Source organism: Desulfosporosinus sp. Tol-M2 (assembly GCF_059735615.1).
The window spans coordinates 1-13,992 of the sequence record NZ_JCAIJG010000197.1; the positions used below are offsets into that span (position 1 = coordinate 1).

The window sequence follows — 13,992 nt, forward strand, 5'->3', positions numbered from 1 at the left end:
ACGTTATCATAAGGATCATAAGGATCATAAGGTATTATTCTTGACAGGGGAATTATCTCGTGATAGACTATTTTGAGTAATGGATAAAATACAGTGTCCTATCGTTGTCTGGGAGGTGTTCGAGAATGCGTGTTGGCGTTATATTAGCGTGTACGGATTGCAAGCACCGTAACTACGCTACTATCAAAAATAAGAAAAACAACCCTGATCGCTTGGAAGCTCAAAAGTTTTGCAAGTTTTGTAAAAGCCATACACTCCATAAGGAAACAAAGTAATTTTTTTTTGCAATGGTTTAGACTGTACGCCAGGAAGCGTTGTCACAGTGTCGATGACATTCGATGTCGTGTAAGGATGTGAAGTGATGGGCGCGTTGAAGAAACCGGCCAATACTCAGCGACAGACAGAAAAGGCGGCGGAGTATTTCAGAGGGGTTTTGAGCGAGTTAAAGAAAGTTCATTGGCCAAACCGTAGGCAATTGTTCACCTACACAGGAGTTGTGTTTATTGCGGTGGGGATTGTATCGATTATGATGTGGATTGTGGATAGCGGTTTAAGCTGGGCCTTGACCAAGCTACTGCCCTAACCTATGAGATCCTACGGCAGTATCTGAGGAGGTCCCTGAGAAATGGCAAAAGACTGGTATGTTATTCATACTTACTCCGGCTATGAGAACAAAGTGAAGATGAATCTCGAAAAACGAGTCGAGTCCATGAACATGGAAGAAAAAATTTTTCGCGTACTCGTTCCCATGGAAGATGAAATCGAGTTCAAGAGTGGGAAACAGAAAATCACTAAACGTAAGGTATATCCAGGCTATGTACTTGTTGAAATGGAAATGACGGATGATTCATGGTATGTTGTGCGTAATACGCCTGGTGTGACCGGGTTTGTTGGCACTGGAACGAAGCCGATTCCGTTACTGGACAAAGAGGTTATCAAGATTCTTCAACAAATGGGTATGGATGAGGTTCACACACGAATTGATTTTGAGATCAATCAGAGAGTTCAGGTCATTGCGGGCCCGTTTAAGGATTTTGTAGGAGTGGTCCGCGAAATCTTTGCTGACAAAGGTAAGCTGCGGGTAGAAGTGTCTATGTTTGGTAGGGAGACTCCCGTTGAGTTGGAGTTTGCTCAGGTTCAGAAACTCGACTAAGGGTACGGTTATCCTGACAAGGAGGTGTAATGACAATGGCAAAAAAAGTAATGGGAATGGTAAAATTAGCGATTAATGCAGGAAAAGCTACACCGGCGCCTCCAATAGGTCCCGCTCTAGGTCAGCATGGTGTCAACATTATGGCTTTCTGCAAAGAATATAATGAGCGTACCAAGGATCAAGCAGGACTTATTATTCCTGTTGAAATCACAGTGTATGAGGATCGCTCGTTTACCTTTATTACCAAAACTCCGCCGGCTGCCGTATTGCTAAAAAAAGCAGCAAATATCAGTTCGGGTTCTTCCGAGCCGAATCGTAAAAAGGTAGCGTCTGTCCCGAAATCAAAGGTTTACGAGATTGCGGACATTAAGATGAAGGATTTGAATGCTGCGAGTATCGAAGCGGCAATGCGCATGATCGAAGGTACAGCGCGGAGTATGGGAATTGATATTGTTGAGGGTTAAATTAAGTTGTGGGAGGGCTAGGCCCGCATTACCACAAGGAGGTTAAAGATGTCAAAAGTAGGTAAAAGATATCAAGAGATTGTAAAAACTTTTGATCGTACTGCTCACTACGAACCCCTGGAGGCTATATCAATAGTTAAAACAAATGCCAAGGCAAAGTTCGACGAGACGGTTGAAGTGGCTTTCAAATTGGGCATTGATACCCGTCATGCGGACCAACAAATTCGGGGTGCGGTTGTGCTCCCGAATGGTACAGGAAAAACCAGGTCAGTGTTGGTATTTGCTAAAGGGGATAAGGCTAAGGAAGCCGAATTAGCCGGTGCAGACTTTGTCGGCGCTGAAGACATGATCACGCAGATCCAGCAAGGTTGGTTTGACTTTGAAGTAGTTGTGGCAACGCCTGATATGATGGGGATGGTTGGTAAGTTAGGCCGTGTTCTCGGACCTAAAGGTCTTATGCCTAACCCGAAAACCGGCACGGTTACCTTTGATGTAACCCGTGCGATCAAAGAGATCAAAGCTGGTAAGATCGAATATCGTGCGGAGAAGGCCGGTATTATCCATGCACCGATTGGTAAAGCCTCATTCCCTGCTGAAAAACTGTTAGAAAACTTTCGTATGTTAGCGGAGACGTTAGTAAAAGCTAAGCCTGCTGCTGCAAAGGGCCAATTCATGCGAAGTGTTACGGTGTCCTCAACAATGGGACCTGGCGTACGTATTAACCTTGCAAAAGTTTTGTAACAAGAGTATGTCCTTGAAGGAATTCTGTAAATTAGGATAAACTTGCCAGAAATTGAATAAAGTCCGCTGTAGAAAGCAGGCGCCGTAAGGCTTAATGTCCTGCCGAGGTTGGGAGACACACCGATGGATAGTAATTTGGCATTCTTAACCTCTGCAAACGCGGGGGTTTTCTGTTGAGTTTATCTAAAGGAAGGAGGTATACATAATGTCTAATATTGAAGAAAAAAGCCAAGTAGTCTCCGAAATCAAGAACAAGTTTCAACAAGCCGCTGGGATTGTCTTAGCCGACTACCGTGGTTTAACCGTGGCTCAAGTAACGCAATTGCGCGCCCAACTGCGTCTTGCAGGAGTGGAGTACAGGGTGATGAAAAACACACTCGTACTTCGCGCAGCCAATGAACTAGGGGTAGAAGGTCTGGATTCCTATCTTAAAGGACCGACGGCACTTGCCTTTTGTGCAGATCCTGTCGCTCCGGCAAAAGTTCTGTTGGAGTTTGCCAAAGTAAATAAGCTAAAGAAATTTCAAATTAAAGCTGGGGTTCTTGACGGGAAGGTAATCGGACCGGAGAAAGTCAAAGCTCTTGCAGATCTTCCTTCCCGTGAAGTGCTGCTGGTTATGGTGCTGCGTGGTATGCAAGCCCCTCTTACCGGTATGGCCAACGTTCTCCAAGGCCCGATCCGTAAAATGTGCTATGCTTTGGAAGAAGTGCGTAAACTCAAGGCTGCTCAGTGAACTCGTTCAGCTTGAGCTGAACATCAAACAGGTCATACTCACTTCTGGAAGTGGCTGAACGTGGATCAATAATTACTTATTTTTAAGGGGGAAATAAAAATGTCTAAAGTAAATGAAATTCTCGAAACTGTCAAAGGTTTAACTGTCCTTGAACTATCTGAACTCGTTAAGGCGTTTGAAGTAGAATTCGGGGTAAGTGCATCTGCTCCGGTAGCAGTTGTTGGAGGAGGAGCTGCGGCGCCTGAGGTTGAAGAAGTAGAAGAAAAAACAGAGTTTGATGTTATGCTTATGAATTTTGGAGCATCCAAAATCAGTGTTATCAAAGTTGTTCGTGAAGTTACTGGCTTAGGTCTGAAAGAGGCTAAAGATCTCGTTGACAACGTGCCAAAAGCAGTTAAAGAAAAAGTCACAAAAGACGAAGCTGAAGCTTTGAAAGCTAAATTAACTGAAGCTGGTGCAACCGTCGAAGTGAAATAAGCTTTGGAGACTTAAGAAGGTACTTTCTCTTGAGGAGGGTGCCTTCTTGTTTTATTTTAATAATATTTCTTGACAGCATTTAATAATTTTGTTATACTTTATGAATGTTACTATGCATATAGTTGGAATTATTTCGTAATCTGTCCATGCTATGGTAATAAATTGAAGGCATTGGATATTAAGGAGATATTATTGTTTGAGTTTGTCGAAGTGATGGCGAAATACCATAAACAGTGAAGCGAGGTTCTATTAAAAGGCCTTGCTTTTGGCTGTCTATGTCAATATATTGATACCTCAATGAGAGGAAACTGCACTGAGGGGTGAAACGCAATGTTCTATCCTATTAAGGTTGGGACACGGGAACGCTGGAGTTATTCCAGGATCCGGGAAGTCCTTGACATGCCAAATCTGATTGAAATTCAGCAGAACTCCTATCGTTGGTTTCTTGATGAAGGGTTGCGCGATATGTTTCGCGATATTTCCCCTATTCAAGATTTCACTGGCAATCTAGTCTTGGAATTTATCGATTATAGTTTAGGAGAGGCTAAATATCAGGTGGAGGAGTGTAAAGAACGCGATGTCACGTTTGCTGCGCCTCTGCGCGTAAAGGTACGCCTGATTAATAAGGAAACAGGGGAAGTTAAAGAGCAGGAAGTCTTTATGGGAGATTTCCCGTTGATGACAGACAAGGGTACGTTTATTATTAACGGAGCCGAACGTGTTATCGTCAGCCAACTTGTACGCTCTCCAGGAGTCTATTACGCAGAACACATCGATACAAGCGGTAAGAAACTTTATGGAGCGACGGTTATTCCGAATCGAGGAGCTTGGTTAGAATTCGAAACAGATGTGAACGATAATATTTTTGTAAGGGTTGACAGAACACGGAAATTACCGGGCACTGTTCTGATTCGTGCTTTGGGTTATGCCAGCAACGGCCAAATTCTGGAGCTGTTTAATGATAATGAATATATACGTGCTACTTTGGAAAGAGACAACTCAGAGTCAACCGAAGAAGCTTTGGTTGAAATCTACAAACGGTTAAGACCGGGTGAACCTCCAACTGTCGACAGTGCAAGGTCTCTGCTGGAAGCACTGTTCTTTGATGCCAAACGCTATGATCTGGCTAAGGTAGGTCGGTATAAACTCAATAAGAAACTGGGTCTGGATATCCCAATGGACGTTCGGCATTTGACCCGTGGGGATATCGTAGCGGCAGTCCAAAGGATGCTCACCTTGATGGATGGCGATGGACATAAAGATGACATCGACCATTTAGGAAATCGTCGGCTGCGCTCGGTGGGAGAACTTCTCCAGAATCAATTCCGCATAGGCCTGTCGCGTATGGAACGCGTGGTTCGCGAACGGATGACCATTCAGGATGTTGAAGTGATTACTCCTCAAGTATTAATTAATATCCGGCCTGTCGTTGCTGCAATCAAGGAGTTTTTTGGCAGCAGCCAGTTGTCCCAATTTATGGATCAAACAAATCCCTTGGCGGAGTTAACCCATAAGCGTCGTTTGAGTGCTTTAGGGCCGGGGGGATTAAGCAGGGAGCGGGCAGGCTTTGAAGTGCGTGACGTTCATTTTTCCCACTATGGAAGGATGTGTTCGGTAGAGACTCCGGAAGGCCCTAATATTGGCTTGATAGGCTCTTTAGCGACTTTTGGACGTATTAATCCTTATGGTTTCATAGAAGCTCCTTACCGTAAGGCGGATAAAGAAAATGGGAGAGTTACGGATGAGATCCATTACTTAACCGCTGACGAAGAAGAAAAATATGTCGTAGCACAGGCTAATGCTCCGCTTGATCAAAATGGCAGCTTCCTTGGAGAGAAAGTTGACGGTCGGCACGGTAATGACTTTATTCATGTCTCGCCAAACGACGTCGACTATATGGACGTCTCCCCAAAACAAATGGTGTCTATCGCGACGGCACTTATTCCGTTTCTTGAGCATGATGACGCCAACAGGGCCTTGATGGGTTCTAACATGCAACGGCAGGCAGTACCCCTCTTGCGAACCGATTCGCCTTATGTCGGAACGGGTATGGAATATAAGACGGCCAAGGACTCCGGGGTTTGTGTTATTGCTAAAAAAGCTGGAGATGTGGAGCGTTCAACCGCAGACGAAATTATCATCACCCACGCTGATGGAACGACAGAAAGACACAAGTTGCTTAAATATGCACGCTCCAACCAAGGTACATGCATTAACCAGCGCCCCATTGTTTCCAAAGGGGAACGGGTTGAAGCAAATCAGATTATTGCGGATGGTCCGTCGACTGACCATGGAGAACTTGCTTTAGGTCACAATGTTTTAGTGGCCTTCATGACCTGGGAAGGGTATAACTATGAGGACGCGATCCTGATTAGTGAAAAGCTTGTTCGGGAAGATTACTATACATCTATTCATATTGAAGAGTATGAATCAGATGCGCGGGATACGAAACTTGGTCCGGAAGAAATTACGCGTGATATTCCCAACGTCGGAGAAGATGTTTTGAAGGATCTTGATGAACGAGGAATTATTCGCATCGGAGCAGAGGTTCGTCCAGGCGATATCCTGGTCGGAAAAGTAACCCCCAAGGGGGAGACGGAACTCACGGCGGAAGAGCGCTTACTGCGGGCAATCTTTGGCGAAAAGGCACGTGAGGTGCGGGATACCTCCTTGCGAGTGCCGCACGGAGAAGCAGGAAAAATTGTCGACGTGAAGGTTTTTACCCGTGAAAATGGGGATGAATTATCTCCCGGCGTTAATCAACTCGTGCGGGTTTACATTGCTCAAAAGAGAAAAATTTCTTTGGGTGACAAAGTGGCTGGTCGGCATGGAAACAAAGGAGTTATTTCCCGCATCATGCGTAAAGAAGATATGCCGTTTATGCCGGATGGTACGCCCATAGAAATTGTTCTTAATCCACTAGGGGTTCCTTCGCGAATGAATATTGGCCAGGTTCTGGAAACGCACCTGGGCTGGGCAGCTAATGCTCTGGGGATTCGCATCGCGACTCCTGTCTTTGACGGTGCTACGGAAGAGGACATTTTTGAGACTTTGCAGAAAGCAGGACTCCCGAAGGATGGGAAGACCCTGTTATATGACGGACGTACAGGAGAGCCGTTTGACAGTAGGATCACCGTTGGATATATGTATGTGCTCAAACTTCACCATTTGGTTGACGATAAGATTCATGCCCGTTCGACTGGTCCATATTCCCTCGTAACACAGCAGCCGTTGGGTGGTAAAGCACAGTTCGGGGGCCAACGCTTTGGAGAAATGGAAGTGTGGGCTTTAGAAGCATATGGCGCGGCATATACTTTACAAGAAATTTTAACGGTAAAATCAGATGATGTAGTTGGCCGTGTCAAGACATACGAAGCGATCGTCAAAGGAGAAAACATTCCTGAACCAGGTATTCCGGAATCCTTTAAGGTCTTAATCAAGGAGATGCAGAGTTTAGGACTTGATGTTAGAGTCTTAGCAGCAGATGATCGGGAAATCGAGATTCATGACTCTGATGAGGATATTTCGGAGACCGCCAAGGAACTGGGTATTGATCTGCATGATGAACTACAACTACTACCCCCGGTGACGCGCCTTATTGTCGCCAAGGAGGATGATGATGATCTCATTGCCGACGAGGAAGAATCGCTCGATGGATTTAATGTGGAATCCCTTGAGGAAGAAGATTGAGATCCCGGCGATTTCAAATAGTTCCCCGGACGAAAGGAGCGATATGGAATGCTAGACGTCAATAACTTCAACCGCATGCGAATCGGCTTAGCTTCTCCGGATATGATTCGGGAGTGGTCATTTGGAGAAGTAAAGAAGCCGGAAACCATCAACTATCGGACCTTGAAGCCGGAACGGGAAGGTTTGTTTTGTGAGAAAATTTTTGGTCCGACTCGGGACTGGGAATGCCACTGCGGGAAATATAAACGTGTTCGGTATAAAGGAATCGTTTGTGACCGTTGTGGAGTTGAAGTGACCCGTTCTAAAGTTCGTCGTGAACGGATGGGGCACATTGTACTTGCTGCACCAGTATCCCATATTTGGTATTTTAAAGGGATTCCGAGTCGGATGGGCTTACTTTTGGATATGTCTCCTCGTGCTTTGGAAAAAGTTCTCTATTTTGTTTCCTATATTGTGACTAATTCCGGAGATACATCGTTGATGAAGAAACAACTCCTGACGGAAACGGAATATCGGGAATATCGTGAGAAGTACGGGGATCGTTTCCAAGCCAGCATGGGAGCGGAAGCAGTAAAACTATTGCTCGGGGAGATGGATTTAGACAAGCTTAATGATGAACTTCGCATAGAGTTAAAAGAAGTATCCGGACAGCGAAAAATTCGGGCGATTCGTCGCCTCGAAGTTGTCGAGGCTTTCAAAACGTCTGGCAACCGGCCGGAATGGATGATTATGGATGTTGTACCGGTGATTCCGCCTGAATTGCGGCCGATGGTGCAGTTGGATGGCGGGCGGTTCGCAACGTCTGATCTCAATGATCTCTATCGCCGTGTTATAAATCGGAACAACCGTTTAAAGCGTCTTTTAGATCTTGGCGCGCCAGATATTATTGTGCGCAATGAAAAACGGATGCTTCAAGAGGCGGTTGATGCTTTAATTGACAATGGCCGCCGCGGACGTCCGGTGACCGGTCCGGGCAACCGACCCCTTAAATCTCTGAGCGATATGTTAAAGGGAAAACAAGGGCGCTTCAGGCAGAACCTTTTGGGAAAACGCGTGGATTATTCAGGACGGTCCGTTATTGTTGTCGGACCGAACCTAAAACTTCATCAGTGCGGTCTTCCTAAGGAGATGGCCTTAGAACTTTTTAAACCGTTCGTGATGAAGAAACTGGTCAATGAGGGACATGCCCATAATATTAAAAGTGCCAAACGGATGGTGGAGAGGGTACGTCCAGAAGTTTGGGATGTTCTTGAAGAAGTCATCTCCGATCACCCAGTCCTGCTCAATCGGGCTCCAACACTTCACCGTTTGGGAATTCAGGCCTTTGAGCCGATTTTAGTAGAGGGCCGCGCTTTGCAGATCCACCCGTTAGTTTGTACAGCTTATAACGCGGACTTTGACGGAGACCAAATGGCGGTGCACGTTCCCTTGTCGGCGGAGGCTCAGGCTGAAGCCAGATTGCTTATGCTGGCATCACATAATATCTTGAATCCCAAAGACGGTCGGCCTGTCCAAACACCGACTCAGGATATGGTTTTGGGATCTTATTACTTAACCATGGAGCGTTCCGGGGCTTTTGGAAAAGGAAAAATATTTAAAGACTATGATGAAGCTGTCTTGGCGTATGAAACAAAAGCGGTTCACTTGCAAGCCAGGATAAAAGTTCGTCGTGAGGGGGCACTCCTGGAGACGACCGTTGGGCGATTAATCTTCAACTCCGTCATTCCTCCCGAAATTGGGTTTTTCAATGAAGTTATTGGCAAAAAAGGCCTTGGAGATATCGTGGCAAAAACGTATCGCCGGTGTGGTTATGAAGCGACAGCCTCCTTGCTGGATGGGCTGAAGAATCAAGGGTTCAAGTTCTCTACTCGAGCAGGAATAACCGTCGGATTAACGGACATAACGGCCCCTCGGGATAAGATGGAAATCCTGACTAAAGCTGACAAAGCAGTCGCTAAAACAGAACAACAATATCGCCGCGGTTTAATTACGGATGAAGAGCGTTATAACCTCGTCATTGACACTTGGTCGAAGGCCACGATAACAGTGACCCAGGCGTTAATGGATAACTTGGATCCATTTAATCCGGTGTACATGATGGCAACGTCCGGTGCCCGGGGTAATATTCAACAGCTGAGACAACTGGCGGGAATGCGGGGACTTATGGCTGACCCGTCTGGACGAACGATTGAGCTGCCGATCAAGGCCAACTTTCGTGAAGGGTTAACCGTTTTAGAATATTTCATTTCCTCGCACGGTGCTCGGAAAGGCCTTGCAGATACTGCCTTGCGTACAGCCGACTCAGGTTATCTGACTCGTCGTCTGGTAGACGTATCTCAAGATGTGATAGTACGTGAAAAAGACTGCGGAACGATGACGGGCATATTGGTAGAAGATATTAAAGATGGCCCGGAAATTATTGAACCCTTAGTAGATCGCCTTGTCGGACGCTTTGTCTTGGAAGATGTAAACCATCCGGAGACAGGAGAAGTACTCGCTTCACCTGAGCATGAAATCTCGGAGGAACAGGCGGAGGAAATCGTCAAATCCTACGATTCAGTCATAATCCGCTCGGTATTGACATGTAAATCACGTTATGGTGTTTGCAAGAAGTGCTACGGTCGCAATCTCGCAACCGGACGCCCGGTTGAGATGGGTGAGGCGGTTGGAATTATTGCAGCACAATCTATTGGAGAACCTGGAACTCAGCTAACGATGCGAACGTTCCATACCGGTGGGGTTGCGGGGGGTGATATAACCCAAGGTCTGCCACGGGTAGAAGAGCTGTTTGAAGCCCGTAAACCAAAAGGGCAAGCGATCATCTCGGAAGCGGGCGGGAAGGTATCAATCAGTGAAGTGAAAGGACGACGGGAAATAGACCTCTTCACTGAAACCGAGGAGCATCTAACGTATACTATTCCCTACGGATCGCGACTCTGTGTTAAAGAAAATCAAATAGTCGAAGCAGGAGATGAGTTGACAGAAGGAAGCGTCAATCCGCATGATATGCTTAAAGTTAAGGGTCAACGCGGAGTTCAGGTCTATCTGCTAGGTGAAGTTCAACGTGTATATCGGCTGCAAGGGGTAGATATCAATGATAAACACATTGAAGTAATGGTTCGTCAGATGTTGCGCAAGGTGAAAATTGATGACGCGGGAGATACGAGTCTGCTCCCGGGTGGTCTGATTGATGTTTTTGACTTTCAGGACGAGAATGCGCGGACTATTGCCGGAGGTGGGGAACCTGCAGTAGCTCACCCGGTATTATTAGGGATTACTAAGGCTTCCCTGGCGACAGATTCCTTCCTCTCTGCGGCTTCTTTCCAAGAAACAACTCGAGTTCTCACGGAAGCGGCCATAAAAGGAAAAGTTGATCCCTTACTGGGATTAAAGGAGAACGTGATCATCGGTAAATTAATTCCTGCCGGAACCGGCATGTCAAGGTATCGAACTATAAGAACTTTGGGAACAAATTAATCGAATTATTGACACGCCGGATATCTAATGCTAAAATGTTAAAGTATGATTAAGGGGGAAAGCATTTTGGTGCTTGATGAAACCTTTAAAAACGTTAAACATAAAACAGTTGGGCTAAAACAAACCCAACGTGCTCTGGAAAAGGGACTCGTCAGACGTTTGTTTATTGCAAAAGATGCTGAACCACATGTTCTTCGTTCTGTCGTAGAATGGTGCGCAAACCATAATGTGGAGCGTATTGAGGTTCAGACTATGAAGGAACTCGGGAAAGCATGCGGAATCGAAGTTGGCACAGCCGTAGCGGCCATATTGGTAGACCAGTGACAAGCTTAAGCGTGGGAGGATACGTATCGTAGGTTTTGGAATTGCTTGCAAAATGCTGCTGCAAGCAATTCCTTGTATATTGATCTGATCAGAAAGGAGGTGGAGACATGCCGACAATTAATCAACTTATTCGTAATGGACGTGCCTCAATTGAAAAAAAATCAACAGCTCCAGCTTTACAGTGGGGCTATAACTCTCTTAAGCGTAAGCAATATCCATCAGGAGGGTCTCCTCAAAAACGTGGAGTTTGTACCAGAGTTTATACTACTACTCCGAAAAAACCTAACTCCGCACTTCGAAAAGTTGCGCGTGTACGTTTGACTAATGGGTTCGAGATAACTTCTTATATTCCAGGAATCGGACACAACTTACAGGAACACTCCGTGGTTCTCGTCCGGGGTGGTCGTATTAAAGACCTCCCAGGCGTACGTTATCACGTGATTCGTGGCACCCTGGACACAACCGCAGTTCAAAAACGTGCGCAAGGACGCTCGAAATACGGAGCTAAATATCCTAAAAAGGCTTAAAGTATTGCATAAAAGTGTATAGAAATACGTTACAAAGGAGTAAACTAATGCCACGTAAAGGATATATCGGGAAACGCGATGTTCTGCCGGATCCGATTTACAAAAATCAAACTCTAACTAAGCTTATTAATCAAATTATGTTAGACGGTAAAAAGGGAACAGCAGAGGCTATTTGCCATAATGCATTTGAAATAATTAAAGAAAAATCTGGTAAAGATCCAATAGAAGTCTTTAGCAACGCGTTGAAAAACGTTATGCCGGTATTGGAAGTAAAGTCTCGCCGTGTTGGTGGTGCAAATTATCAAGTGCCTATTGAAGTGCGTGCCGATCGACGCACTACGCTTGGTCTGCGCTGGCTTGTCGCTATGGCACGAAAGCGCGGCGAAAAAACCATGCAGGAAAGGATTGCCGGAGAATTACTCGACGCTTCTAACAATACGGGCGGTTCTGTCAAGAAGAAAGAGGATATGCATAAAATGGCGGAGGCCAATAAGGCTTTTGCGCATTACAAATGGTAGTTTGATGCATATGATGTTGACAGAAAGGAGGGGGAATCACCGTGGCAAGACTATTTGCAATAGAAAATACTCGCAATATCGGAATTATGGCGCACATTGATGCTGGGAAAACAACGGTAACGGAACGTATTCTTTTTTACACTGGACGAGTGCATAAAATTGGTGAAGTTCATGATGGGGCGGCAACAATGGACTGGATGATCCAGGAACAAGAACGCGGCATTACCATTACTTCTGCAGCTACAACCTGCGAGTGGAAGAATAATCGGGTTAACATAATAGACACACCAGGGCACGTGGACTTCACGGTAGAAGTCGAACGTTCTCTACGGGTACTTGATGGTGCGATAGCAGTATTCTGTTCTGTCGGCGGAGTTGAACCCCAATCCGAAACTGTCTGGCGTCAAGCGGATAAATACAAAGTTCCCCGTATCGCTTTTATTAATAAAATGGACCGGCTGGGTGCTGATTTCTTTCGTGGTGTATCAATGATAGCTGATCGGTTGGGTGCCAACCCTGTTCCAATTCAGTTGCCGATTGGTATCGAGGAAAACTTTAAAGGTATCGTGGATTTAGTTACGATGACATCCACTATTTATACGGACGACTTAGGCACTGCCGAAGTACACGACGCGATTACGGAAGACCTGCTTGAATTAGCCAATGAGTATCATGATAAAATGGTTGAAGCGGTCGCTGAAACGAGTGATGAACTCATGATGAAGTATCTTGAAGGGATAGAAATCACGGAGCAGGAAATTCGTGACGGTATACGTCGCGGAGTTATCGGGAACAAATTTATCCCGGTTCTATGTGGATCTGCTTTCAAGAACAAAGGTGTGCAACCGTTGCTTGACAGCGTAGTTGATTACATGCCGTCGCCCTTAGACGTGCCGCCTATTAAAGGGATAAATCCGAACGGCGCGGAAGAGCATAGGACAGCTTCTGACAGCGAACCATTTTCCGCGTTGGCCTTCAAGATCATGGCTGACCCATTCGTCGGCAAGTTAGCTTTTTTCAGGGTGTATTCCGGTGTGTTGAGTGCCGGTTCATATGTTTATAATTCAACTAAAGGCAAAAGAGAACGCATTGGACGCCTTCTTCAAATGCACGCCAATCACCGCGAAGATATCCAGGAGGTGCGTTCAGGGGATATTGCAGCCGCAGTTGGGTTGAAAGACACTACAACAGGGGATACCTTGTGTGATGAGAACGCATCCATTATCCTGGAAAAAATGGTGTTTCCTGAGCCGGTAATCGATGTGGCAATTGAGCCTAAGACGAAAGTGGACCAGGAAAAAATGGGAAGTGCACTTACTCGTCTTGCTGAAGAAGATCCGACCTTTAGAGTTCGCACAGATCCTGAAACCGGGCAGACGATTATTGCAGGAATGGGCGAGCTCCATCTCGAGATTATTGTTGACCGCCTGCAGCGGGAATTTAGTGTACAATGTGATGTAGGACGCCCACAAGTTGCTTACAAAGAAACCATTCGGCGTACTGTCAAATCCGAAGGAAGGTTTGTTCGCCAGTCTGGTGGCCGTGGACAATACGGACACTGCTGGATCGAACTTATGCCGCTTGAACCGGGAAGCGGCTTTGAGTTCGTCAATAAAGTGGTCGGCGGGGTTATTCCCAGGGAATATATTAACCCCATTGGTGTTGGTATCCAGGAAGCCATGCAAAATGGTATTTTAGCCGGATACCCTGTTCTTGACCTGCGAGCTACCGTTTATGACGGTTCTTACCACGATGTTGACTCTTCAGAACTGGCCTTTAAAATAGCCGGATCCATGGCCTTTAAAGCCGGTGCACTCAAGGCGGACCCTGCGATCATTGAACCAGTCATGAAAGTTGAAGTGACTTTACCCGAGGATTACATGGGAGA

Annotated in this window: 13 protein-coding genes and 1 other annotated feature; all 13 genes read left to right on the forward strand. The window is 45.9% G+C overall.

Annotation, left to right across the window (positions count from 1 at the left end):
• The first annotated feature begins 125 nt into the window (after window positions 1-125).
• Complete coding sequence (gene rpmG / locus AC6I5A_RS14125; protein ID WP_034617483.1) at window positions 126-275, forward strand: 50S ribosomal protein L33; 150 nt, start codon at window positions 126-128, stop codon at window positions 273-275.
• Between the two features lie 86 nt (window positions 276-361).
• Entirely contained in the window at window positions 362-583 is a 222-nt protein-coding gene (gene secE / locus AC6I5A_RS14130) for a preprotein translocase subunit SecE (RefSeq protein WP_034617486.1), read from the forward strand.
• A gap of 42 nt (window positions 584-625) precedes the next feature.
• On the forward strand, window positions 626-1,153 hold the full coding sequence (gene nusG / locus AC6I5A_RS14135; protein WP_034617489.1) for a transcription termination/antitermination protein NusG: 528 nt from the start codon (window positions 626-628) through the stop codon (window positions 1,151-1,153).
• A gap of 35 nt (window positions 1,154-1,188) precedes the next feature.
• Window positions 1,189-1,617 carry a 50S ribosomal protein L11 gene (rplK, locus tag AC6I5A_RS14140; protein WP_034617492.1) on the forward strand — a complete coding sequence of 143 codons (429 nt, stop codon included), beginning with the start codon at window positions 1,189-1,191 and terminating at the stop codon, window positions 1,615-1,617.
• Window positions 1,618-1,665: 48 nt separating this feature from the next.
• Window positions 1,666-2,358 (forward strand): 50S ribosomal protein L1, encoded by a 693-nt coding sequence (rplA, locus tag AC6I5A_RS14145; protein WP_034617495.1) that lies wholly within the window; start codon window positions 1,666-1,668, stop codon window positions 2,356-2,358.
• 48 nt (window positions 2,359-2,406) lie between these two features.
• Window positions 2,407-2,539, forward strand: a sequence feature (ribosomal protein L10 leader region).
• A 24-nt stretch (window positions 2,540-2,563) separates the two neighbouring features.
• Complete coding sequence (rplJ, locus tag AC6I5A_RS14150; RefSeq protein ID WP_034617498.1) at window positions 2,564-3,091, forward strand: 50S ribosomal protein L10; 528 nt, start codon at window positions 2,564-2,566, stop codon at window positions 3,089-3,091.
• 99 nt (window positions 3,092-3,190) lie between these two features.
• On the forward strand, window positions 3,191-3,568 hold the full coding sequence (gene rplL / locus AC6I5A_RS14155; RefSeq protein ID WP_034617500.1) for a 50S ribosomal protein L7/L12: 378 nt from the start codon (window positions 3,191-3,193) through the stop codon (window positions 3,566-3,568).
• A 330-nt stretch (window positions 3,569-3,898) separates the two neighbouring features.
• On the forward strand, window positions 3,899-7,258 hold the full coding sequence (gene rpoB / locus AC6I5A_RS14160; protein WP_034617502.1) for a DNA-directed RNA polymerase subunit beta: 3,360 nt from the start codon (window positions 3,899-3,901) through the stop codon (window positions 7,256-7,258).
• A 48-nt stretch (window positions 7,259-7,306) separates the two neighbouring features.
• On the forward strand, window positions 7,307-10,735 hold the full coding sequence (gene rpoC, locus AC6I5A_RS14165; protein ID WP_034617505.1) for a DNA-directed RNA polymerase subunit beta': 3,429 nt from the start codon (window positions 7,307-7,309) through the stop codon (window positions 10,733-10,735).
• A gap of 69 nt (window positions 10,736-10,804) precedes the next feature.
• Window positions 10,805-11,059: a ribosomal L7Ae/L30e/S12e/Gadd45 family protein gene (locus AC6I5A_RS14170; RefSeq protein WP_034610536.1), complete on the forward strand. Its 255-nt coding sequence runs from the start codon at window positions 10,805-10,807 to the stop codon at window positions 11,057-11,059.
• Between the two features lie 107 nt (window positions 11,060-11,166).
• Window positions 11,167-11,586: a 30S ribosomal protein S12 gene (rpsL, locus tag AC6I5A_RS14175; protein ID WP_034610473.1), complete on the forward strand. Its 420-nt coding sequence runs from the start codon at window positions 11,167-11,169 to the stop codon at window positions 11,584-11,586.
• Window positions 11,587-11,633: 47 nt separating this feature from the next.
• Window positions 11,634-12,104, forward strand: a complete 471-nt coding sequence (gene rpsG, locus AC6I5A_RS14180; RefSeq protein WP_034610476.1) for a 30S ribosomal protein S7 — start codon at window positions 11,634-11,636, stop codon at window positions 12,102-12,104.
• A 41-nt stretch (window positions 12,105-12,145) separates the two neighbouring features.
• A partial coding sequence (gene fusA, locus AC6I5A_RS14185) for an elongation factor G (RefSeq protein ID WP_034617508.1) occupies window positions 12,146-13,992 on the forward strand: 1,847 nt, incomplete at its 3' end.